The sequence below is a fragment of the Escherichia sp. WS1450 genome, assembly GCF_046487395.1.
Classification (GTDB): Bacteria; Pseudomonadota; Gammaproteobacteria; order Enterobacterales; family Enterobacteriaceae; genus Escherichia; species Escherichia coli.
In genome coordinates this window covers 251,735-276,036 of sequence record NZ_JBJQJO010000001.1, presented here as the reverse complement: position 1 = coordinate 276,036, position 24,302 = coordinate 251,735, and the positions used below count along the sequence as shown (strand labels likewise).

At 45.9% G+C, this 24,302-nt stretch carries 14 protein-coding genes and 1 pseudogene; 1 reads left to right on the top strand and 14 read right to left on the bottom strand.

Annotated features, from left to right (window positions below; genetic code table 11):
- Positions 1-2: 2 nt before the first annotated feature.
- From ddpX to ACJHYR_RS01285, 9 genes and pseudogenes are all read right to left on the bottom strand, one after another.
- Positions 3-584 (bottom strand): D-alanyl-D-alanine dipeptidase, encoded by a 582-nt coding sequence (gene ddpX / locus ACJHYR_RS01325; protein ID WP_001285843.1) that lies wholly within the window; start codon positions 582-584, stop codon positions 3-5.
- Positions 585-841: 257 nt separating this feature from the next.
- Entirely contained in the window at positions 842-3,241 is a 2,400-nt protein-coding gene (dosP, locus tag ACJHYR_RS01320; protein WP_001587050.1) for an oxygen-sensing cyclic-di-GMP phosphodiesterase DosP, read from the bottom strand.
- Positions 3,242-3,265: 24 nt separating this feature from the next.
- Positions 3,266-4,648: a diguanylate cyclase DosC gene (gene dosC, locus ACJHYR_RS01315; RefSeq protein WP_000426279.1), complete on the bottom strand. Its 1,383-nt coding sequence runs from the start codon at positions 4,646-4,648 to the stop codon at positions 3,266-3,268.
- A 375-nt stretch (positions 4,649-5,023) separates the two neighbouring features.
- Positions 5,024-6,343 carry a family 10 glycosylhydrolase gene (locus ACJHYR_RS01310; RefSeq protein WP_000350343.1) on the bottom strand — a complete coding sequence of 440 codons (1,320 nt, stop codon included), beginning with the start codon at positions 6,341-6,343 and terminating at the stop codon, positions 5,024-5,026.
- A 130-nt stretch (positions 6,344-6,473) separates the two neighbouring features.
- Positions 6,474-8,009 (bottom strand): acid resistance gamma-aminobutyrate antiporter GadC, encoded by a 1,536-nt coding sequence (gene gadC / locus ACJHYR_RS01305; protein ID WP_000246026.1) that lies wholly within the window; start codon positions 8,007-8,009, stop codon positions 6,474-6,476.
- Between the two features lie 155 nt (positions 8,010-8,164).
- The gene (locus ACJHYR_RS01300) at positions 8,165-9,565 is read right to left on the bottom strand and encodes a glutamate decarboxylase (protein WP_000358718.1); all 1,401 of its coding nucleotides are present in this window, start codon (positions 9,563-9,565) and stop codon (positions 8,165-8,167) included.
- A gap of 362 nt (positions 9,566-9,927) precedes the next feature.
- Positions 9,928-12,711, bottom strand: a complete 2,784-nt coding sequence (locus ACJHYR_RS01295) for a M16 family metallopeptidase (RefSeq protein ID WP_001306047.1) — start codon at positions 12,709-12,711, stop codon at positions 9,928-9,930.
- 56 nt (positions 12,712-12,767) lie between these two features.
- Positions 12,768-15,140, bottom strand: a complete 2,373-nt coding sequence (locus ACJHYR_RS01290) for a TonB-dependent receptor plug domain-containing protein (RefSeq protein ID WP_000832475.1) — start codon at positions 15,138-15,140, stop codon at positions 12,768-12,770.
- Positions 15,141-15,177: 37 nt separating this feature from the next.
- Positions 15,178-16,862, bottom strand: a pseudogene (locus tag ACJHYR_RS01285) (ABC transporter ATP-binding protein/permease).
- A 202-nt stretch (positions 16,863-17,064) separates the two neighbouring features.
- On the opposite strand from ACJHYR_RS01285, the gene ACJHYR_RS01280 reads away from it, so the two are divergent.
- The gene (locus tag ACJHYR_RS01280; RefSeq protein ID WP_122134692.1) at positions 17,065-17,187 is read left to right on the top strand and encodes a hypothetical protein; all 123 of its coding nucleotides are present in this window, start codon (positions 17,065-17,067) and stop codon (positions 17,185-17,187) included.
- Here the strand turns inward: ACJHYR_RS01280 and ACJHYR_RS01275 are convergent.
- The 5 genes from ACJHYR_RS01275 to ydeP form a co-directional block, all read right to left on the bottom strand.
- Positions 17,153-18,310, bottom strand: coding sequence for an anaerobic sulfatase maturase (locus ACJHYR_RS01275; protein ID WP_001299007.1), 1,158 nt, complete (start codon positions 18,308-18,310; stop codon positions 17,153-17,155). The genes ACJHYR_RS01280 and ACJHYR_RS01275 overlap by 35 nt on opposite strands.
- A 51-nt stretch (positions 18,311-18,361) precedes the next feature.
- Positions 18,362-20,044: a sulfatase-like hydrolase/transferase gene (locus ACJHYR_RS01270; protein WP_001306050.1), complete on the bottom strand. Its 1,683-nt coding sequence runs from the start codon at positions 20,042-20,044 to the stop codon at positions 18,362-18,364.
- Between the two features lie 402 nt (positions 20,045-20,446).
- Positions 20,447-21,208 carry an acid stress response transcriptional regulator YdeO gene (gene ydeO / locus ACJHYR_RS01265; RefSeq protein WP_000060481.1) on the bottom strand — a complete coding sequence of 254 codons (762 nt, stop codon included), beginning with the start codon at positions 21,206-21,208 and terminating at the stop codon, positions 20,447-20,449.
- 74 nt (positions 21,209-21,282) lie between these two features.
- Positions 21,283-21,480, bottom strand: coding sequence for a two-component system connector SafA (safA, locus tag ACJHYR_RS01260; protein ID WP_001309504.1), 198 nt, complete (start codon positions 21,478-21,480; stop codon positions 21,283-21,285).
- Positions 21,481-21,727: 247 nt separating this feature from the next.
- The gene (gene ydeP, locus ACJHYR_RS01255; protein WP_000726672.1) at positions 21,728-24,007 is read right to left on the bottom strand and encodes an acid resistance putative oxidoreductase YdeP; all 2,280 of its coding nucleotides are present in this window, start codon (positions 24,005-24,007) and stop codon (positions 21,728-21,730) included.
- Between the last annotated feature and the right edge of the window lie 295 nt (positions 24,008-24,302).

Below are 24,302 nucleotides of genomic sequence, written 5' to 3'. Positions count from 1 at the left end.
GATTAACTGGCGTGCTGTGTGCCAGGGGATATAAAACAGGTGAATTGATCAGCGAGTAGTGGGTAACTCGCTGCCTGGGGTAATTCGAAGTGCCACCATTCGCTCGGGATACCGACAAAGCCACCGCCAGTCATAATCGCATTCAGCAACAGCCGATTGCGCTGAGCGGCGGGCGGGACGGAAGGGTGATAAGCATGGGAACGTTCGTGCATTTCATCGAACTCTGCACCCATATCCAGGATGTTCCCGTGCTCATCACGAAGCGTCAGGTCGATCGCCGTGCCACGGCTGTGATTAGAACCGACCGTCACATCAACAACATATTGCGGGTCTGGGCAGGTTTGCCACAACATCGCCTGTGCTTGTTGTGGGCGATACGCATCGTAAATCACCAGTTGTAAGCCTGACAGCTGGGCGATACTGATACTTTTCGCCAGCGCAGTAATCGCATCCTTGTGTAACAGACAACGCGCTTGCTGATAAATAGCTTTGCCTGTGATGTTATCAGCGCAGGCGTATTTCAGTTCGATCTCCAGATCAGGGAAGATCACGGCTAAATCAACCAGTTCGGTGGTATCCGACATAAACGGTTCCTGTATAAGACAAAAATTGCTGCGCTTTCCGCTTATGCAGATCTCATGCCATGCCGGGATAAGCGCCAGAATGCTGGCTTAAAGTTATATTTTTTAACTTTTGATCAACATTTGTGCAGCGTAGTGCAGTTTTGGTGCAAGAGGGGAAGTTAAGGAAGGAATCTCCCGGAATCGTAGCTGAAATCACAGTATTTAAGTGACAGTGTCACTTTAAAGGAAAACCCGCGAGTGCGGGCGAGAGGAATTTGTCAGATTTTCAGCGGTAACACACTGCTCATCCAGCCTGGAATTTCTTCGGCGGGCAGGGGGCGGGAAAAGAAATATCCCTGAATAACGCGACAGTGGATCTTGCGTAGCATCTCAAATTGCTCTTTGGTTTCGACGCCTTCCGCCACGACGGTTAAATTAAGGCTTTGCCCAATGCTGGTAATGGCTTCAAGTAAGGCAAGGATGCGTTTTTCGGTCAGACAACGATCGACAAAACTTTTGTCAATTTTGATTTCCGTTACCGGAAGACTGACTAAGCGGGATAATCCGGAAAAGCCCGTGCCAAAATCATCTACCGATAAACCCACGCCCATATCGCGCAGGATCTGAATGCGCTTAAAGATTTCGGTATCGTGTTCCATCATCATGCTTTCCGTGATTTCCACCGTCAGCTGGTGGCCGTCAATACCCCAGGCGTGCATTGCATCAGACACCTGATTAGGCAGTTGATTACTGCGAAAGTGCAGCGCCGACAAGTTAACGGATAACGCCGGGATATGAATATTCTGGCTACGCCATTCTGCTAACTGACGGCAAGCTTCCGCGATGACCCAGCGCCCAATATTTTCGATTTCACCGATCTCTTCTGCGAGAGGAATAAACCGTGAAGGGGGCACATGACCATGCAGGGGATCGTGCCAGCGAGCAAGGGCTTCGATGCCGTACAGTTCACCCGTTTCTGCGAAGATTTGCGGCTGGTAAACCAGTTTCAGTTGGTTATTGCTAATTGCTTCTTTCAGCGCCGCGCCTAAAACCAAACGCTCTTTTACCATTTCGTTCATCGCCGGGCTGAAGAACTGCCAGCCGTTACCGCCATTTTTGCGAATAAAATCCATTGCATTGTGAGCAGTGGAGAGCAGGTAATCGCGGTTTTTACCCACGTCGTAGCTGATGCCAATGCTCAAGGTGAGCGGGAATGGCTTATCGTCAATCATTATCGGCTTGCTGACCACATTCCGTAGCTCATCGGCGATTTGCGTAATGTTACTGACGTCGTTTTCCAGGCTCACGAGGACAAACTGCGTACCTTCGATACGACAGAGATATTGATCCGGTTTGAGTTTTTCACGAAAGCGATTGACCACTTCCAGCAATGCCTGATCGGCCCACGCATAGCCAAGGCTATCAATCACATCCTGAATATGGTCAACACTGATGAGATAGACCACCGGAGAGACGGCTTTGTCGACCAGGTCATCGAGGTAATTGTGCAGGTTATTGCGATTTGGCAGACCGGTCATCGGATCAAATTGGATGAGTTGTTCAATATGCTGACGGCTTTTTTCCTGTTCCAGCGCCAGCGCGGCCATATGCTGGCTGATATCTGCCACGCGTTCGATAAAGGCGCTGGTTTCTGCTCCTGACGAGGTTTTAATTTGCAGGATCCCCGCAGGCGCACCATCACGCTGACGAATGGTCGCTGACCAGCTTTGCGCATTTTGAACTTCTGCACCGTGCGAAGATGACGCCCAGTGTATCGGCATCCCGTTGCGCAGCGCGAACAGCGAAACATGCGATTCGTTGAGTACAGATTCGATGTTACGACAAATGATTTCCCCCATTTCATGAAATGGCGGGCTGCTGCACATGGCGGCGAGAATATTGCCTTCAAGCTGGCGGATTTGCCGTTCTTCGGTGATATCCGAGAAGGTCATTACCAGGTTCTGCAGATGCGCGAGCACGTCATAAACCGGGCTGATAGAGGCTTTAATCCAGATTTTTTCACCGGTGCGCGTCAATAGCAGAAATTCGTCCTGATCGCGGGCGGTTTTCCAAAGCAACTGTTGTAAACGAATGCGGTTATCGGCAGGGAATTCAGGAATGTTCAGGAGTGAATCGGGCTGCATACCGCTGGCTTCGCTAATGCAGTAACCAAACATTTCGGTAAATGCGCGATTGCACTGCACAATATGGCGTTCCGGATCGAGGACAATCACCGGTCGGTCGAGATGGTCAACGGCAATAATCAATTGTCGGGTCTGTTCTTTTTGCGCCATTTCTACGCTGGCATCCCGTACCAGCGCCAGGTAATAAATTTTACCCTCGGCGCTCACTTTCGATAGCGCAAAACGGGTCCAGATTTTACTGCCGTCTTTTTTCTCCAGCTGCAGCTCCCGACTCATCCCCTCGACGCGCGCTTTACCGCCTTCACGGTTGTGACGGATGTATTCAGGATGCGCGGGACGCAAATCCCGTGGAATCAGCATATCAATGTTATTGCCAATGACTTCTTCACGTTTGTACCCCCAGAGCTTCTCTGCGGCGGGGTTGAAAAACATCACTTCATCATTTTCGTTAATTAACACCGCGCCCATCATATTTTGCTCAAGGGCGGGGAAAAAAATGCCATCGGCGGCATTATCCGCATCGGTTAGCTTCATGATTACCTCTGCATCCTGGCGCATCTAAAGACTGGCTTTCCAGAGTTCAACACGGTTTCTACCTCGTCTTTTGGCGATATACAGAGCTTCATCGGCTATTTGAATGAGGCGCTCATAGTCAGGATGACCATTAAACATGGCGGCACCGATGGAAAGTGAGAGGGCAATATCTTCGCCGTTCGCGGCTTTCAGTTTGGTTTTCTCTACCCGACTGCGAATACGTTCTGCGGTACGTAACGTTTCGTTTTCAGATGCTTCAGTCAAAACAATGATAAATTCATCGCCCCCGTAGCGGAAAACATAATCACTACTGCGGACGTTGTCATAAAAGGCCTGAGAGACTTTACGCAGAATTTCATCGCCAGTGTTATGGCCCCACGTATCGTTGATCTCTTTGAATTTATCAACGTCAATAATCAGCACTGACAGCGGTGTACCGGTCCGGTTGGCATGGGCAATTTCGCGTTTGAAGATCGTCGGTAGGAAACGGCGGTTAAGTAATTTCGTCAGGACATCCATACCGACTTCGTGGCGCGATACTTCTTCAAACAATTCACGCAGCAAGGTAATAATCTGCGATACAGTATTTCTTATCTGTAATAGAAACTTCACCCGAAGACTTCTGTTATTCAAATTCCTGGTGTTACGCATGGTTTGATTGAAAATACCGTCGAAATCCTGAATCAGACGGGAGATATGGCCCACTTCGGCTATGCCGCTAAAATAATGTCGACCTTTATGGTTAAACCACAGGCCAAAATCAGCCTGGCTTAAAGGCAAACTACTGCCTAAATCAGAATCCAGCAGGACTTTATAGATAATATCTATTTCCCATGAAAGTAATGAGGCTATTTGCCGTTCTTTTTCTTCTTCGGCATTTTCCAGTAACGAGAAGATACGATAGTTTTCATCTTCCTTTGAGGCACTACTGTCACTAAAGGTAAACGCGCGGGTCATCACTTCCATAGCGATATCAATACTGTTAATAGAGAAATGGTAGACCTGAAGTTTTTCTGCGGCGGAATAATCCGAAGAGAAGATGACTGGATAGAGGATTTTTTTCAGCACCCGAAACCCCATCTCGACAATTTCTACCGGAATTCCTATGCGGGCATGCACTTCCGCGACGGTATGCTGGATTTGTATTAGCCTTTCGACATCGTCAACCTGGGCAGAAAGCACGTTAATAATCCAGCGTTCCATCGCACTTTTCAACTGCCGCTCAACTTGTTCATTACTCAAGAATTCTTCGGCATGCGGGTCGATACGTACAATTCGGTAAAACTCAATACTCAGATAATGGGCATGCGCAACGGCAATTTCCGCGGCTTTAGCACGAATGAGCGGATCTGCTTGTTCGACAAGCCCGGTCCACTCATCTTTCATTCTTTTAAAATACATCTCCATAATTCACACCCTTATAAGGCTGGGAAAGCAGACGGAATCAAAACGAAACGCAACGTGCGAGGTCGACTAACTGCACCATATTCTCCTGAAATATGAAGATATACTGAAAACAAATAAGCGACTTAGGACAGTTTCAATCTACGCTACTGTTCTTCAGAAGAGTATAGCCCATCGTAATTATTTTTCGGTGACAGCGAATATCGTATGTTTTTTCATATTCATACATTTTTATTAGGGGATTTATGACTGTTTAACTAAGTGTGGTTAATTGCGTAGTTAATTTGACTTAAGTAAGCATGATTACTAGTGGGATATTTCAAGAGGGTAACAAGCCGGGGGAAAAGCACCGGCTTGTTACAAAGTAAGAATGGGAGTTTAACTGCCCCAACGACTTTGCAGATAGCTGACCGCTTGTTGAGTCTGTGGCTTATTCAGATAGTCCTCACGGAACAAGATTGTGCCGCTAATTTCTGGCACGGCATCGTTAAGATCGAGCTGCTTTTTCAGTTCCGGTACGCCGCCGTTAATCATCCAGTCTGGCTCTATTTTTGAAGGTTCACCCACTTTATAGAAGGCGATACCGATATACAGGCGGGTCCTGGTCGGTTTAACGACATCCGCCCACCATTTTGCCAAAACGTCATAACGTGCGGCACTCCGTGAGAACGGCCAGTAAATTTGGGGAGCAATGTAATCCAGCAATCCTTGTTCCACCCATCGACGGGTGTCAGCGTAGGATTCGTCATAGGCTGCCGCGCCTCGGGTATCGGAACCGAGCGGATCGTGTGATCGGTTACGCCACACGCCTGCCGGGCTAACGCCAAATTCGACTTCCGGCTTAATGCTTTTAATGGTGTGCGATACCTTCGCAATTAACTGCTGAGTATTGTTGCGCCGCCAGTCTGCTTTTGACGCAAATGCGCCTCCGTATTTGCGGTACGTTTCGTTATCATTTAGCCGTGAACCCGGTGACTCAGTATAGAAATAGTCGTCAAACTGCACGCCATCTACCGGATAGCGGGAAACCACTTCCGCGACTATTGATGTGATCCAGTCCTGAACTTCAGGGATGCCCGGGTCGAGGACAAAGCGATCGCCGGACGTTCTGATCCAGTCGCGGTGTTGCACATAGACGCTCGCTGGTTGTTGAGCCAGAGTGCTATTCAGTTCCCTGATAGTACCGGGCTTCGTATTAACCGATACGCGATAGGGGTTAAACCATGCGTGTACTTTCATCCCACGCTTGTGGGCTTCGTCGAGCATGAATTGCAGCGGATCGTAACCTGGATTTTCACCAATCTTTCCGGTCATAAGATCGGACCACGGCAAAATTTTTGATGGCCACAGGGCGGTACCGTCCGGCTTGACCTGGAAAAAGACCGTGTTTATGCCGAGACGTTGCAGATGATCCAGTTTGTCGATCATCGCCTGTTGTTGTACACGGGCCCGGCTGGTGGGGTTACTAATGTTAACCGAGGAAACCGGTGGCCAGTCGAGGCGAGACACCGTGGCCAGCCAGATGCCACGCATCGGTTGTGACGATTGTTGCGTCGTGGCTGGTGGCTTTGAACCCGCTGGTGGTGTCACCATGGACTCTGGAGGCGTGTTTTTACAACTACACAGTAAAAGTGCCAGTGCAACCAGTATCGCTGGTCTTCTAATCGCTAATTTCTCGTTTCGGGAGCAGATATCCATATGTGCTGGTTTCCGGTAAACAGATGTGCGCTCATTCTCGTACTTATCCCGGTTAAGTCAATACGACAGCAAGCACGAAAAAGGGAGCGATGAATTATCGCTCCCTTATCTTATAACCATTCAGACATGGTTAGTGTTTCTTGTCATTCATCACAATATAGTGTGGTGAACGTGCACGCGGGTGCAGGAAGAAGTGACCTTTTGGTGCGTTCTGACTGTTGATTGGCTCCAGAGTGACGCCGGTATTCCCTTTGCCTTTACGATCATGAACAGCATAGAGAATAAAGGGCAGGGCAAGTACCACCAGGAAACTAACGACCAGTAATTCAACATACATATCGGTAGAGTCACCCTGGATGTTATCCGGCGGCAGGAAGGAAACAATAAACGCCATAATTGAAGTCAGCAGACCGACAACAGCCACGACCAGTTTCACCCCTTTACCACCAGGGATATTAAATGTGCGTTTTAAGTCAGGATGTTTAAGAACCAACACAATGTAGCCAATAAACAGCATGAAATAAGCACACAGATAAATCACCACCGTCAGCGCCAGTGCGATCAGGAAGGACATGTTGTTACCGCCACCGGTATTGGTGAGGATGATCAACGCGATAGAAGTAATCACCAGCTGCGAAATGACCAGCGTTACCGGTACGCCATTTTTGTTCATTTTAGCGAATGCTGCTGGCAGCAGGTTTTTCTGCGCTGTGACATACATCCCGCGAGAAGGACCAACAATCCAGGAGGCGATTTCCGCCAGAACACCCAGCAACAGCAGTGCGGAGATCACGCGAACCGTCCACTCAATTTCCGGTGCCACATGGGACATCAGAACGGTAAAGGTTTGCATTACACCTGCGGAGAGGTTGATTTCATTACCCGGAATGACCATCGCAATAGACAAACCGCCAACAGAGCTTAAGCAGATTGCCGCCACCATCAGCAGTAACATAGCCAGTGGATAGTCGCGCCCTGGATTGCTCATTTCATTGACGTGGGTTGCGGAAGCTTCAACGCCCATATAACTCAAAATGAAGGCAACAAATACAACCAGGGTGCCCACTTTAGAGAAGTCAGGGAAGAAGGTCTTCGAATCCATTTCGATAGCAACGGGGGCACCGGAGTGCAGATAAATAGCCGCTAATGCGATCAAAATAAATGCAGGTAACAGGATACCGGCGAAGAAGCCAACTTTAGCAATTCGCGCCGTGTATTTCGTGCCACCAAACTGCGTTAATGCCAGCGCCCAAAGAATGATGAGTGCTGCAATAGTTTTGGTAATGGGGTCTTCATTCAGCGCTGGCCATTTCAGGATGTAGGAGAGTGCCCCTAACACGAAATAGAGCATCGGAATAAAACCAATGGCGATTTGCAGATAGCCAAATGAGATCGCTGCAAATCCCCACCTCGGCCCCAGAGTATTTGATACCCAGGCGAAGACACCACCTTCTTCCCAGCCGTCGACGGTGGCCATTTCCGCAGCACAAAGTCCCACGGGAATAAACCATAAAATCCCGCCTAATAGCAGGAAGAAGACTAATGAAAAGCCCGATGTTGCGAAGGTAGGGTATTCATAAACAGCCATTACCATCGATGCCGTTATGGCAAAGAATCCGAGTAATGTGAGCTGCTTAGCTTTACCTGTCTGTACTGATGTAGCCATATTATCCCCCTAAAACGGTATTCCTGTCGGAACCGCACCTGTTTTGTTCTGAAGCGTATTCAGAACAATATTTTCCGTTGCTAATGCCAGTGAACAGACTTTGGAAATTGTCCCGAAACGGGTTCGTTTCGGGACACCGTTACCGTTAAACGTTATCAGGTATGTTTAAAGCTGTTCTGCTGGGCAATACCCTGCAGTTTCGGGTGGTCGCTGAGATATTTCAGGGAGGCTTTGTAGTCTTCCAGCAACAGTTCAGCAAAGTCCATTTCGAAGCCGCGACGACACATAATGCGCATCACCACGATGTCGGTGGCTTCACCGCCAAGAGTGAAGGCCGGAACCTGCCAGCCGCGCAGACGCAGACGTTCAGAGAGGTCGTACAGGGTGTATCCCGGATCTTCACCATCTTTCAGTTTGAAGCAAACCGCCGGGATGCCTTCGTCCGGGCGACCGGTACAGATGAACTCATACGGCCCCAGTTTGGCGATTTCATCCGCCAGATAAGCGGCAACCTGGTAAGAGGCGTTCTGTACTTTGGTATAGCCTTCACGACCGAGGCGCAGGAATTCATAGTACTGTGCAATTACCTGACCCGCCGGGCGGGAGAAGTTGATGGCGAAAGTCCCAATCTGACCACCGAGGTAGTCAACGTTGAACACCAGTTCCTGCGGCAGCGCTTCTTCATCACGCCAGATAACCCAGCCGCAGCCCAGCGGAGCCAGACCGAATTTATGGCCTGAAGCACTGATCGATTTCACACGCGGCAGGCGGAAGTCCCAGACGATATCCGGGGCGACGAACGGTGCCAGGAAGCCACCGCTGGCGGCGTCGATGTGCATGTCGATGTCGATACCGGTGTCGGCCTGGAATTTATCCAGCGCATCGTGCAGCGGTTGCGGGAACTCATAGTTACCGGTGTAGGTCACGCCGAAAGTCGGCACCACGCCGATGGTGTTTTCGTCGCAGGCTTCAATCATGCGTTTCGGGTCCATAAACAACTGACCGGGGCGCATAGGGATCTCACGCAGCTCCACATCCCAGTAGCGGGCGAATTTATGCCAGCAGATTTGCACCGGACCGCACACCAGGTTTGGTTTATCCGTTGGTTTGCCTGCAGCTTCCATACGCTTGCGCCAACGCCATTTCATCGCCATCCCGCCGAGCATACAGGCCTCGGAAGAACCAATGGTGTTGGTGCCAACGGCCTGACCATTTTTCGGCGCAGGCGCATGCCACAGATCGGCAACCATGTTTACGCAACGCAGGTCGATGGCTGCAGATTGCGGATATTCTTCTTTGTCGATCCAGTTTTTGTTAATGGATAAATCCATCAACTTGTGGACATTTTCGTCGTCCCAGGTCTGGCAGAAAGTGGCCAGGTTCTGACGAGCGTTGCCATCAAGATATAATTCGTCATTGATAATCTGAAATGCGACATCGTCGCGCATTTCGTGCAGCGGAAAACGTTTTGATTCTGCGATAGTGGAAATAGACTTCGCACCAAAACGTGAATCGAGTAGTTCCGACCTTAAATCCGTTACTAGCTTCTTATCCATTTTAAACTCCTTAAAATGATTGGATCGCATTAAAAAAGTAGGATTTATCGATAAAGTAAGCAAGTGCAAAGGACTCGTGTTTAAATAACAAAATCCTAATGTTATTTATCGTGATATATTATGCGAATAATATTTTTTACATTGAAAATCAATACATTATTGAATCATTGGGTGGTAGCAAGGTGTTTTGTGTTGTTATTTTTATGCACTTTCTACGCCTCCTGAATTATCACGTAAAAATCAGACCTTAAAATATCACTATTAGTACTTGGTTATTATTTTGAACGCATTTATAAAATTATTACATAAAAATAGCGAATATTGATAAAATCCCCGCCAACGATGTGTTGACGGGGCTGTTATTATTTTGGCAATAATACTCCGGTATAGGTATTCACCGGATGAGAAAGATATTGTTTAACGGCAGTGTTAACATTCTCTACCGTCATTTGTTTCAATAATTGCTCCTGCTCAGTCCATGCTGCAGGATCGTCATATTGAATAAGACTATTTACAATGGTGTTCGCTAATTGTTGAACGCTACGCTGTTGGATATCGAGGCTGCGCTGAACGTTTTGCTGGTATTCGTTCAGTTCTTGCTCACTGATCCCTTTAGCCAGACGCTTAACCATCACTTCATTCGCTAACGTTAACAGTTCATCATGTCGTTCCGGTTGACAAGTAAAAGCCAGCAAATGACTGATATCTTTGGCCTGAGGATCAACCGAGAGGCGAGAAGAAACGCTGTATGCCCCAGAGGCCTGTTCACGAATATTAACGCGTAGATCTTTTGCCAGTGCGACGTTAAAAGCATCGAGCGCCATACGCGTCTCCAGATTAACCGGTGTCCGGGAATCATAACGCTTCCACTGTGAAACCTGTGCCACAGGTTCATTTTGTTCTTTTACAGTAACCGATGCGTTGTCCGTCGCGCGAGTTAATGGTTTACCTGCGGCTAATGGCGAATCAGAGTGTTTGATTGATCCTAAGTAAAGCGTAATTAACGGCAGGAGTTTGTCTTCTGCGACATTACCGACAATGACAAACGTGATATCCGCTGGAGATGAAAACAACTGGCGATCGGCAGCCAGCGCATCTGCGGCAGTAAACTGTGCAATCTGATTTTCTTGCAGTAATTTCGTGCGGTCATCAGCATAGCGCGTCTCATACATCTGCTGGGCGAATTTCTCCGCTGGACGCTGGTCGAGCGTTTTCAACGCCTGAATTTGAGCATTTTGTAGCGATGCCCAAATATTATCGTTAATCGTGCTGTGGGTGATTCGCTGGTTAATCAACTGGAAACCAGGTTCAGGGTTATTAGTCCGCGCGCTAACAGAGAGCAATGTATTCATGCCACTGACTTTACTGCTCAAGGTTACCGAGTTTTCCGCACTCCAGCGTTTCAGGCTGGAAGAGGAGAGTTCACCAACGCCGCTTCCGCTTACTGCTTTATTTGCCAGCGCGATAAGTGATTTTTGCTGCGCAGGGAAACTTAAATCGCCTTTATAAGATACGGCAGTAATTTGTAGCTTTTGCTCTTCACCCGCGGATTTTGCCAGAATAACCCTGGCACCATTGGAAAGTGTTAATGATGTCAGATTCTCAGCCAGCGTTTCTTTGCTGCTAATTTCCGCCTGTGGGTCAGCGTCTACTGTTAACGATAAATTTCTGCCTGGGAAGATGTAAGCCGCCAGCTTTTTGTTGGCGTACTCTTTTTCCAGCGCCAGGATAGCCGCAGGAGACAATGCTTTTTTGGCAGCAACCTCATTGTTTACCATTTGCTCCCAAAATGCATCCTGGTTCTTTCTTAACTGCTGCCATTTTTCCGCCAGACTTTGCACGGTAATTTGCTGCCACAGACGTTTCGAAAGTTGATATGTCTCTTCCGGCGACAAGAACGGCGTATTATTTAATGAGCTGGATGCCAGGCGACTGGTCAGCATACGTAAATCACGTTCAGCTTGCTGATCAACCGCATTTTTCAGCCAGGTGAGGCGGGTAGATTTGACATCATCGAGTTCTTCAGCAGAAAAACCATGCTGATCAATAGTTGCCAACTCTGCCATTAATGCATTCGCAGCATCCTGCATATTATCGTCTCGTGCATTTACACGGAAAAACAGCGACTGATAATCGGGTGCAATTTTAACGCTGCGCGCAGTGCCGCCAGAAATAGTCTTCAACTCGCCCGACTGTATGCGTTCCTGCAGACGCTGATTGAACAGCTGAACCAACATGCTCCATTCAGCTTGTTCGATAAAGCTTTGCTCATCGCTCACTTGCACCATTGGCAGGCGATAATAGAGTGCGATGCCGTTCACCCGGTTTTCTTTATCATTAATGATATTAAAGCGCAGGTGGTTTTCGGCTTTTGTCGGCCAGACGCGATTTTCAGCTGCTTTGTTAGCCGGAAGCTTACTTAAATTATCCTTAATCAGCGCCAGCGCTTCTTTACTGTCGATATCGCCGACCACGATAAAGGTCATATTATTTGGTTGATACCAGCGTTGATAAAATTGGCGCAATTGTGCCGGTGTGACCGTAGCGACAGTATCCATCACGCCGATAGGTTCACGGTCTAAATTACGGGTATTTGCCAGCAGGAAAGGGCGGCGCGCCTGAGAGGTGCGCCATTTCGCATCCTGATGGGCACGCCATTCCTCAGTAATTACGCCGCGTTCAGCGTCTACTTCGAGTTTTTCAAAGCTTGCGGCATTACTCCATTCACTAAAGATTGCCATCACTTGTTGCAGATTTTGTTTCTGCGTAGTCGGCAAACTCACCTGATACACCGTTTCGTCATAGCTGGTATAGGCATTAACATCGCGACCAAAACGCAGGCCCATTGACTCAAATGTTTCGATGACTTTATTACCCGGCCATGTTTTTGTGCCGTTAAACATCATATGTTCTACAAAATGAGCCACGCCGCGCTCATTGTCCTCTTCCTGCAATGAACCGGTATGAATTTGCAGCCATAAATTTACCTGATCCTTTGGTTGAGCATGCGGATAAATCATATATCGCAAGCCATTGTCCAGTTGCCCGGTAATTAACTTTTCATCCTGCGGTAAGGCGGCGGCAATCAGTCGCCCGGGGAGCAACAGAGTTGCCACTAACGTCAGTAAGAAACAGAGGTTTCTCATAATTATCTCCATGCGAAAACCGGGCAAATTTACCCGGTTAAGTAAAATCCGAACTATTAAAATTTCATGCTGACATCAAGCCAGAAAGTACGGCCACTGGCGTAGGTCGCCACACCGGTATTCGTTGTATCAACCGCGGTTTTGCTATCCAGTACATTGAGAATATCGGCACTGATCGTCAGGTTTTGTTGTTTCAGAAATTGTGGCGTCCAGGACAAGCGGGTGTCCCAGGTCAGGCTGCTATCCAGTTTTTCGTCAACATACTGCTTGTAATCTGAATATTCGCTGATGTATTGCGCATTCGTCTTACCCAGGATAATGCGAGCTTTACGCGCTTCTTGCCAGGTCAGCGTATTCGCCCACACCAACCCGCTCGGTTGATGCGTGAAATCCATGTTTAAGGAGATCTTTAGTGGATTATTAAAATCCGCCACTGGAACGCTATCGTAAGAGACCAGATTACCGTTATAAACCACCCGGTTATCACCGGTATTGCTCTCCTCATAACCATTGTTTAACGACAAGTTGCCCTTGCTCTTGATATAGCTAAAGACAATTTGCGGGTTAATATCTACCTGGCTGATATGCAGGGGTTCGGCCAGTTCAAAACTGAGGTTGAACGAATGCGTTTTGGTTTTGCCGTCGTTGTTATATTCAGTAATGGTGGTTTTAGTCGCGCTGTCGGTACGACTGCTTTTACTGATTTGATCATGCGCTTCACGATAAACATAGTTTGCACGCGCAATAACGTTCTTACCGATTTTCTGCTGCAACCCCATTGCCAGTTCATCGTTATAAGGCGTTTTCAAATCCTGATAACGCGTCAGGGTTTTATTGCCTGATACCGATTCCGTCCAGCTATTGCGGATATCACGTAATCCCATATCAAGAATATTCCCGCCATAGTAACGGTTATAACCTGCGGTAATCATTGAGGTTTGATCAGCAAAAATATCCCATTCCGTCATAAATCGCGGGGAGATATTGTGGTTTGACAGATAGTTGTCATAGTCATACCGCACACCGGGCATTAACGACACATTCCGCCAGCTAATGCGATCCGCCATATACAGCGTGTAGTTGTCAATTCCCAGACTGCCTTTACCTTTATGGTAAATGGTATGGTTAGTTTTCTTTCCTGCAGCATTAATCACATAGGATTCAGACTGGTTATGGCGTTCAGTCCAAGCATCGGAATAGATGTATTCCGCGCCGAAGTAGGGTTGATGCGAAACATTACCCACGGCGAATTTTTGCCAGTCCAGGCGTGTTTTGAAGGTGTAATTATCTACAGCCTGGGAAATGTGTCCTAATCCGCCACGGGTGCAACGCCCTGAAATATCACCATATGTACATGAAAGTTCGGTGTACCAGATGTCATGATCGTGACGGGTATAATCACTAATATGATCCCAACCAACGGTGGTACGCAGTTTGGCCCATGCGAGCTGGGTATCCATATCCCATGCCAGACCATAGGATTTATTACCCATTTCGCGATCAGACTCCGGGAAGGTGCTGGTATTATAATCACGGCTGGAGCCGGTATATTTTAAGGTTAAATCGTGGGTAAAGCGGTCGCTGGCAAACCAGGTAAATTTGCTCAATGCGGTATCGATAACATTTTTATACTGTGCCCGACCGGCGACAATGCCGTCATTCGAAACATAATCCGCGCGGGTGATATCAGACTGGCGGCGCGATAAACCGGCAGTAACGCCAAAGTTATCAGCCAGTTCCTGATTAAACGACAAGGTATAAAAGTTCTTTTTAAAATCTGGAGAGAAATAAGTACTTCCTGAAGAACCTTGATTAAATGCGCTCTTGTTATTCTCATCGATATGCGATGTTAACCAGTCCGAACGCGTAGTGCGGTAACCCAGTTTCACGCTGCTATCATCAGCGTTGAAGCGTTTGATCTTTGCATCAATTACCCCGCCATTGAAGCGACCAAATTCAACCGGCACAAAACTGTCATAAAGCGTCACATTGTCCAGTAAGCTGACATCAAGATAATACCCCTGTGACATCCCGCTAATATTGGTTGCACTACTGGCATCGGACTCATTCGCTGGGTTCAGGTTATTAGTTGCACTAATACCATCAATCAAATAGGCATTCTGGTAGGGCGACGCACCGTGAATAGAGATTTTTTCCGGGCGAATATCTCCCTGGTTCAACGAGGTACTTTGCGTTGAATCCATGCGCACCGCAGGGTTTGTTCTCAGCAGATCGCTGATATTGCCATTCCCGGTCGGTAAACGCTCGATGCTTTCACTGGTGTAATGCGTGTTGCCGTTTACGGGTACAGGGACAGGAGCATAGACCGTCATCTCTTCAAAAACATGCATGTACATGTTTTTGTCATCGACGGCCTGCGCCACATCAGCGCCACATAAAATGACGCCAGGAATAAGAACTCGCTTCATTTATTTTTATCTCCGTACAGCAGGGCTTTTATTGTTTTTATAAAACCGCGCTAATGTCACAAATATCATCGGCCAGGTTCCAGACACCGGGTTGATGTGTAACCATAATGACGCCGCTTGAGGGTAGTTTTTCACGCACTAAACGCAGTAAGCGGATAGCCTCTTGTTCCTCAAGATGAGAGGTAGTTTCGTCAAGAAATATCCATTTCGGACGTCGTAAAATTAATCGTGCCACGGCGATACGTTGTTTTTCGCCGCTGGAAAGAATATCTCCCCAGCGATCGTGGTCATGAATACGCGCAGCCAATTTCCCCAGACCAACCTGATGCAGTACTTCGCTCAACGATTTATCGTCTACGGGCAGGGGAAGTGCTTTACAAATTATCTCTTTCAGTAAGCCGGTTTTGATTAACGGTGTTTGTGACACATACCAACTGTCAGCAGGAGACGAAATATCACCTTTAAACCACGGCCAGCAGTGGGATAATGTTTTAAGCAGTGTGGTTTTTCCCGCACCAGAGTAACCTTTCAGTAATAGCCATTTGCCTGGCGAAACATGAAAGTTTAGGTTCTCTAATATGATCTTATTATCAGGAGTACGAATACTCGCGTCAGCCACTTGTACCGCATGTTGGCAATTTTTAGGCTTATTCGTAGGGCGCTGTTCGGTGAGTTGATGGAACTCATACAAGCGATCGATAACCGCAGCCAGTTCAGCAAGTTCATCATATTTATAAATAAACCAGCTTAAATTGTTCGATACCAGCATAAATGCCTGGCGCGATTTCATCAGTCCGCCCAGATTGATCTGTCCGCTAATAAACTGCGGCAATAACAGAAAGTAGGGAAGAACGCTAAGCGAGCGCGAATAAATATTCTGCCAGTAATCAAGCCACCGCTGACGATTCATTAAACGATGCCAGTTATCTTTAATGGTATGAAAATTGTCGCTCAACTCCTGGCGTTGTAGAGACTCAGCATTGCTTAGCGCAATCAGTTCAGCCTGCTTATTATGCTGCACAAGATTAGTTCGAAATGTCGCTTCGCTACGTTGTTTTCCACATTAAGCGGACGAATACGTTTACCCACCTTATGAGTAAATAAAGTTCCACCGATCACAATGAGCACGACGGTATAGACCATATACCCCTGGATATTCCATTCTGTTCCACCAACAGTGAATGAGAGCGTACCCGCGCTTTGCCAAAGAATAACGGTAAAGGTGATCAACATGCTAAGTGACTGGATGAAGCCAAATGAAAGACTGAGCGTTTTGCTGATCAGTAAGAGAATGTCTTCAGCGATACGTTGGTCAGGGTTATCTGTATTTTTATGCTCACCGTAGATCTGCGTGAAGTAGTAGTTTTTATCTGCAAACCAGCGATTAAGGTAGTAATCTGTTAACCATTCGCGCCAGCGAATAGTCAGTAGTTTAATTAACCATGTTTTGTTTACGGATATTAATACAAAGATCCCCAGCAGGGCAGGGAACCAAAGGACAAGCTGCCAAAGCTTATCGGTTTCTTTCTGGCTTAGCGCATTGAAAAAATCATTATTCCAGTCGTTTAACCAGACCTGAATTTTAACCACGCCAAGGATCATGGCGAGGATAATAATGATTAACAGCACTGAAGTTTTATTATTCTTACGCAGCCAAAAGGGCTTCAGCAGACAGAGATACTTTGCTATCAACATACGAAACGTAATGGGAATGGTTATCATTAGCGAAAATTGATTGTGCCATCCAATGATTATCTATGGCAATGATTTACTGATGAAATTTATTTAAGTGTCATTTAACATTTTGAAATATAAAGAAATTTTTTATTTTCAATGGTTACGATTATGCTATTGATAATCAAGGGTATTGCTAATGCCCTGACGCATGCCACGTAAGCCAGAATTTTCGCAAGGGAAGATGATGATGACGAAACACCCAACAGGAATTTATGTCGGGTGCTTTGTTAAGGTCATAAGACGGAGGCTAAGACTGGAGCAAAGAAGGAGCGTTATTAATTATTCTCCATTTGTTTTGCAACATCCATAATGTGGTAAAGCGGTACTCTGTTCTTGGCTAACTCCACCATGGCGTTCATATAAGGTACCATGGTTGAAAAAAGGATTTTATAACCTTCGCAAAAATAGGAAACAGTCTCATTGTTTACTTTAGTAATACGATGCTTAGGGCAACCGCCATTGCAGATAGGTTTATATGCACATTGCTGACATTTCGCTGAAATCCGTTTTTTTTGCGCTGTCAGTTGTACACTGTTCATCGTTTTAAGTTCAGATTTATTAATGTTTCCAATTTTGTACTGTGGATAGACAAAATGGTCGCATTCGTAAATGTCTCCATTACTTTCAACAACCAGATTATCCTTGCAGGACTCCTGGAAAATACAACTGGTATGCCCATTCCCCAAAAAACGGCTGACAAAACTTTCAAACTGACGGATGAAAATTTCACCCACATCGTTTTTAACCCATTGCATAAAAATGGTCGACATAAACTTGCCATAAGCCGTAGGAGGCACAGAAAAATCAATGATACGGAATGTGTTCTCACTATGACCACTGAAATCAATATTCGGCGTCCCGGTTTCGAGCAATTCGATAAATTGCATATGTTTACTGCCGATAGATTTTAAAAAATGATAAACCTCAAGAGGGTAATGGACATTAACGTTATTAATGACGGTTAACGTATTAAACTCTACTTGATATGATTTCAGACGCTCGATGGCTGCTATCACTTTTGCAAAAGTACCGTTACCAGAATTACTGCGTCTGTAACGGTCATGTAGCTCCTGGGGTCCATCGATCGAGATACCAACCAGAAACTCATGTTCTTTGAGAAAGGCACACCATTCATTATTCAATAAAATGCCATTCGTTTGTAATGCATTAAAAATACGTTTTTGGCCTGCATAGCGTTGTTGATAGTGAATAACTTTACGGAAAAAATCCAGACCAGCCAGAGTGGGTTCACCGCCTTGCCACGTAAAATAGACCTGATTGCCAGACGCTGCGATATATTGTTTGATGAACTCTTTCAGAGTGCTGTCATCCATCCATTTTTCATGAGTAAACTGCGACTCTTTTTCAAGGTAAAAACAGTAATCACATTTGAGATTACATTGAAAACTGGAGGGCTTGGCTGTAACGTGCATCGCTATCTCGCTCAATAAGGCGGCGGAAAAATCCGCCGCATGAAGGTTTAGTTATTTCGCTTCGCTTAGTGCTTTCTTGATATTGTTAAACTTCTCCTGATTTACCTCGCTAAGCGGTGGCTGGCTGCTGTCGATAAACTCTCTTACCACGCCTTGCATCTCTTTAACGACCTGTGGATTGGCGGCGGCAAGGTTATCTTTTTGCTGTAGATCCGTCAGTTTGTATAGACCTAACTGATTGTTTTCTACTGTATAGACAAGCGAATAATCGTTATTTCTCACCGTATAAGAGAATTGGCTTAAGTCCTCGGTATTGGGGTTATGCGGGTAATCGTCTGACTGATGGCGGACAAATTTGTGGTAATTATCCCAGAATGGAATATTTTCCTCGTCAAACCAGTGAGAATAAGAGGTTATCCAGGTCAGATTTTTATGTGGCTCGCCTTGTTTCTTATCTTGCAACCACGGCAGCAAGGAAACGCCATCCAGCTTAAGGTCTTTTGGAATGCTGATATCGGCTGCATCAAGAGCTGTCGGGTAGAAATCCATTGCGGAAATCAGCTTGTCATAATTACCTGGTTGAAGTTTTCCTTTCCACCACATAAACATTGGGGTGTGAGTACCGCCAGGATAAGTCTGACTCTTATAGCCTTTTTGCGCCCCGTTCAGCGGCAGAGGACCATCGATAACCGCACCATTATCGGAGGTAAAGAGAATAATAGTATTGTCATACTGTCCGTTTTTCTTCAGTTGTTCGAGAATGCGTTTTACACCCTGATCAACAGAATAAACGGAAGCGTAGTAGTTATCTGCTGTTTGACTACCGGTATTAAATTGCTTCTGATATTGCTCCGGTGCAGGATTATCATTTGGCAGGTGCGGAGCATTATAAGCCAGGTAAAGCATAAAAGGCTGGTCAAGTGTTTTGGCACGATCAACAACGCCAATTGCCTCATCGGTTAACTGATCGCTGATATAACCTTTTGCGGGGACGCGTTCACGATTTTTGAACAGTGAAGGGGAGTTGTAATATGCCGTTCCTGCAGCGTGGAATCCCATAAAGTAATCAAAGCCACGGTTTTGAGGTTGCCATTCTTCCGCAGAAAATGTGGTGAAGTTGTCATGATAGTCACGCGTTTGTTTATCTTCCGGTACTGGCACATTACTGATTTTTGACAAGTGCCATTTACCTACTGCTGCAGTGTAATAACCATGATTCTGGAATAATTCAGGCAAGAAAGTTTCTGTTAGCGGAATACCATCCTGAGCATCGGTATTGGAATAGACACCAAAGCGGGCGGGCGCTCGACCGGTCATTATTGCGGCGCGGGAGGGGCCGGAAACACCGTGCGCCACATAGCCGTTAGTAAAACGTACGCCTTCATCCATTAATGAAAGGAGCGTCGGCGTTGATTTTTGCGCAGCTTCAATGGCTTTATCTATCCCTATTTTGTAGGTATCGACAACTTCACGATTTTCCATTGTTTTTGGGTCAAAAGATTCCTTATCAAAAGGAAGTTGTCCATAACCAAGATCATCCATGGTCAGTACGATAATATTTGGCTTTCCTTTGGTACTGTATTCAGTCGGCGTAAAGTCTGAGAAAGCAACGTTTGTTTTGGTTGCTTTCAGCTTTACATCATCTGCCGCATGAGCAGCAAATGCAGCCATACCAGATGCCAGTATCAAAGATATCGAGGTACTTACGACACTTTTCTTTAATGCAGACTTCATAAATGTTCCTCTTCTTATTGTACTTAATTCCAAAGTAATTTTACGAAGAGAAATAAGTGAATGTAAGTGAAGTTAGTCACATAAAGAGATAGCAGATTTAGCTAAAAAAAGGGAAATAACAGCCCATGAAGCGTTGACATTACTTTCTATTCTACTAAGTAATTTCTCGACGATAAACAACTAATCTATTGATATTTAATAAATTATTGTATTTTACTGACAAAATGCCGAATTGAGATCATAAATAATCATGCAACAGGTTATGCAAATGCATAAATATGTGATGAATGTCACTTATTTATTTCAATAAATATATCGCCTAAAAACAACGCGGGGCAGGGAATGGCTGCCCCATTTTAATTTTTACGTAGGGTGCGTGGTTGACTACTCGTTAGCAAATAATCAAATAGCTAAAGCATTCATCGTGTTGCCCTTATTCATACCCGTGTGCCTTTGACAACGGTACTCCTTAGAAACTCTCTTTGGACTGTTGCCAAAATGTTTGCGGAACGCATAAATAAAATAAGATGTACTCGCATAACCACATTGTTCGGCAATTTTATTGACTGAACCTTCTACGCGTATCAAATTTTTTGCGTGCTGCATTCTGGCATCTAAAAGAATCTGTGAGAATGTCGTTTGCTCTTGCTTTAGTTTTTTCTTCAACAGGCTTTCACTGATGTACAGGCAGTCACAAATATCTTTCAGCTTCCATGGGTGCGCCAGCTTCATGTTGACAATATTTCTCACTTTCCCGGAAACGGATAGCACACCGTTAGTTAATAGTGTAATGAAACCTTTGCATGTGGCAAAAATAGACAGGCAAGAAAAAAGCAAAAGTTCTGAAAAATTATGATGATTGCGTTCTTCCGAGTTGAGATAAGCAATCATTTCATTAAGCAATCCAGTCGGTACATTTGAAGCACGTAAAAACTTCGCAGGAACAGGCACCGTCACTGTCTGGATGTTAGTGCATTGTAGATATTTTTTAATGGTATTTTCATTAAATCCGATTTCTTTGAAATGCCGCTCATAAGGTTCAAAATGCGTACGAACAGCGTTATCTACCATCAGGATCTCGCCGTCAGAGAAGGCGTAATCTTTATCTAAAATGTTAGCGTTGAAGGCATGATGAATAAATATAACAGAACAAACGAGCGACATTTTATCTCCTTAAAACAATAAAGTTTTTATCGATACTTTTTTAACATTTCATATTTATAATTTGCTGTTTATTTTCAGTCTTGCAAACTATTGATAATGAAATGTGTAAGATCCCTTGCAATGCGCCCCATTTCTGAAATACCCAGCTGATCAATTGCCGAAAAAATGGCTATCAATGTAAGGGTCAGTAATAAGACAACCACAATTACAGACATGATCCCTTTATAGTTGTCTCTTTGCGTGATTTTATTTTTCACTATGGTCGCATGCATTTCAAATGTGTTTATTAAACGAATGACGTTAATCATCGTTAATCAGTATGCTTAATATAACAGGCTGGAGAATAGAGGAAATAGGACTGGCGCTTCAGTACTGAGCGGAGTTTCTTACAGCTGTAGGCGGAGGTATATATCTTATAACGAGCAGTTTAATTTAGCACATGTGAGTAAATTGCGCGACAATGGTCAATGAGGAATTCTTCTGCTGTGCGGATGACAGCAGAAGAAATGAGGAGGCGAATTAATTTGATGGTTCTAATTCAACCGGAATACTTTTATAGCCAGGAATGCCACTTAATGGATCGTGGTTATCAAGTGTTAGCATGTGATTCGATTCTGGAAAATAGGTCACCAGTGAGCGGTCAGCCATAGGGTAAATGACCACTTTTAATCTATCCATGCGGCGTGAGCTTCGCTTACCGTCTGGCGTAAGCGCAATAAGATTAACTCTTTCGCCGTTTTTTACACGGCAAATTTTAGCTTGTTTAGCACTCATAAAGACCACATCTCGTTGACCGAATACCCCTCGATAGCGATCATCCATACCATAAATCGTCGTGTTGTACTGATCGTGACTGCGTACTGTCGCCATGACTAGCTTACTGTTAAACGCTGAAGAGGGATCTTCTAACAGCCCTTTACTGGTAATGAAATTAGCCTTACCTGACGGCGTCATCCAGCGCCTTTCAGCAGCTGCGTTTATCAGGTGAAAACCTCCAGGATGTCGGATGCGCTGGTTATAGTCGGCGAACTCTGGCAGCACAGCTTCAATGTCATTGCGAATGCGATCATAATCTTCCACCAGATACTCCCAGGCTACCACGCTCTGGGGTAGTGCCGCCTGCGCGATACCCGCGACCACTGCACACTCTGATTTCAGCATTACACCGGCGGGTTTTAACACGCCACGCGAGGCATGAATCATCGACATTGAATCCTCAACGGTTACCGCCTGCGCACCGCTTTTTTGCATGTCAATCTCGCTACGTCCCAGAACCGGCAGAATATAGCTATGCCGTGCGGTCAGCAGATGAGAGCGGTTAAGCTTAGTGGCTACGTGTACCGTCAGATCTAATTGTGTTAACGGTACAGCGCTTGCTTCCCGATCTGGCATTGCCAGTGCAAAGTTGCCCCCCATGCAGATCAATGCTCGAGCCTGCCCCGTACATATTGCTTGCATGCTGGCAATTGCTGCATGTCCAGGTGCATGAGGTGGGGTGAAACCATAGCGCTCACCCAGGCGAGCCAGAAACTCTGCAGACGGTTTCTCGGTGATACCGACGGTTCGGTCGCCCTGTACATTAGAGTGACCTCGTAGTGGGCAGATACCCGCACCAGGCTTGCCAATGTTACCTTTCATCAACAGCAGATTGACCAGTTGCTGTACATTCTGGGTACCATGTTCGTGCTGAGTGATCCCCATTCCGTAACAGATAATGGTGCGTTCGGCAGCGGCATATGCATCAGCCAGTTCGGCGATTTGAGTCTGACTTAGTCCAGAAATACGCTCGATATCTTTCCACTCGGAATTGAGAACGTCACGGCGTAGCTCGTCAAAGCCGACGGTATGCGTTTGAATAAATTCGTCATCCAGCAATGAGGGCCGACCTGCGGCGCTTGCAGCATCATCGCGCTCAATTAACAGGCGCATCATCCCCTTGAGCAACGCCATATCACCACCAATGCGCACGTTGTAGTAGGCACTGGCCAACTGAGTCTCAGAGTTCGTCAGCATTTCAAACGGGTTTTGCGGTGCGGTAAATCGCTCCAGGCCACGTTCCTGTAGAGGATTGATGGCGATCATTTTCGCTCCCCGTTTCACTAAAGCGCGCAACGAAGTCAACATGCGAGGGTGGTTTGTACCAGGGTTATGCCCAATGCAAATGACTAAATCGCATTTCTCAAAGTCTTCCAGCAACACGGTCCCTTTACCTACACCGATACTCGCTGCCAAACCCACACTGGTCGGTTCATGGCACATGTTGGAGCAGTCGGGGAAGTTATTGCTCCCGTATTCACGAGCAAAAAGCTGATAAAGAAAGGCAGCTTCATTGGAAGTGCGGCCCGAAGTATAGAATTCAACCTGATTGGGATCACTATAGCTTTGAAGGCGTTCGCCAATTTCGTCGAAAGCTTGTTGCCAGCTTAATGGCTTGTAACAGTCGCTGACGGCATCATATTTCAAAGGCTGGGTGAGACGCCCCGCAGCCTCAAGCTCGTGATCTCCCCAGTTAAGTAATGATTGAACCGTATTCTCAGCAAAGAAAGAGGCATTTACCTGCTTATCCGTGACTTCCCAGGCGATTGCTTTTGCGCCGTTTTCACAAATGTCGAATGACGCACTGTGCTTAGGATCTGGCCATGCACATCCCGGACAGTCAAAGCCCTCTGGCTTATTCATGTCAAACATGGCAATAACATCCTGGCGTATATCCATCTGCTTACGTACTGCATTCGCTACGGATTTAACAGCACCCCAACCACCGGCAGCTCCCTGGTAGGATTCAATTTTTTTCTTCATTTGCTTATCCTGTGTGGAAATGAATTATTAGGATTTGTAATAGCGATGATGCACAGTATATACAAAGGGATTATCGTCAACATGGATATATAAGAGTAGGGGACTACTCTCTTTCTATTTTAATCTATTATCGTTAAACAAAAGATTAAATACGATAAATTAAGCATCATCTCTCATAGTGTTTAAATTAACATATTTTTCAATATAAAAAATAAGACTCTGGCTTCAATTGTGCGCGGATTTTCTTACAGATGTAGGATAATAGCCTTCACAAAATAATTATCCGCGCAATCTT

Excerpts from the sequence above, each read along its gene's own strand:
- ddpX (WP_001285843.1), bottom strand. The coding sequence starts at position 584 with ATGTCGGATACCACCGAACTGGTTGATTTAGCCGTGATCTTCCCTGAT.
- dosP (WP_001587050.1), bottom strand. The coding sequence starts at position 3,241 with ATGAAGCTAACCGATGCGGATAATGCCGCCGATGGCATTTTTTTCCCC.
- dosC (WP_000426279.1), bottom strand. The coding sequence starts at position 4,648 with ATGGAGATGTATTTTAAAAGAATGAAAGATGAGTGGACCGGGCTTGTC.
- ACJHYR_RS01310 (WP_000350343.1), bottom strand. The coding sequence starts at position 6,343 with ATGGATATCTGCTCCCGAAACGAGAAATTAGCGATTAGAAGACCAGCG.
- gadC (WP_000246026.1), bottom strand. The coding sequence starts at position 8,009 with ATGGCTACATCAGTACAGACAGGTAAAGCTAAGCAGCTCACATTACTC.
- ACJHYR_RS01300 (WP_000358718.1), bottom strand. The coding sequence starts at position 9,565 with ATGGATAAGAAGCTAGTAACGGATTTAAGGTCGGAACTACTCGATTCA.
- ACJHYR_RS01295 (WP_001306047.1), bottom strand. The coding sequence starts at position 12,711 with ATGAGAAACCTCTGTTTCTTACTGACGTTAGTGGCAACTCTGTTGCTC.
- ACJHYR_RS01290 (WP_000832475.1), bottom strand. The coding sequence starts at position 15,140 with ATGAAGCGAGTTCTTATTCCTGGCGTCATTTTATGTGGCGCTGATGTG.
- ACJHYR_RS01280 (WP_122134692.1), top strand. The coding sequence starts at position 17,065 with ATGACGAAACACCCAACAGGAATTTATGTCGGGTGCTTTGTTAAGGTC.
- ACJHYR_RS01275 (WP_001299007.1), bottom strand. The coding sequence starts at position 18,310 with ATGCACGTTACAGCCAAGCCCTCCAGTTTTCAATGTAATCTCAAATGT.
- ACJHYR_RS01270 (WP_001306050.1), bottom strand. The coding sequence starts at position 20,044 with ATGAAGTCTGCATTAAAGAAAAGTGTCGTAAGTACCTCGATATCTTTG.
- ydeO (WP_000060481.1), bottom strand. The coding sequence starts at position 21,208 with ATGTCGCTCGTTTGTTCTGTTATATTTATTCATCATGCCTTCAACGCT.
- safA (WP_001309504.1), bottom strand. The coding sequence starts at position 21,480 with ATGCATGCGACCATAGTGAAAAATAAAATCACGCAAAGAGACAACTAT.
- ydeP (WP_000726672.1), bottom strand. The coding sequence starts at position 24,007 with ATGAAGAAAAAAATTGAATCCTACCAGGGAGCTGCCGGTGGTTGGGGT.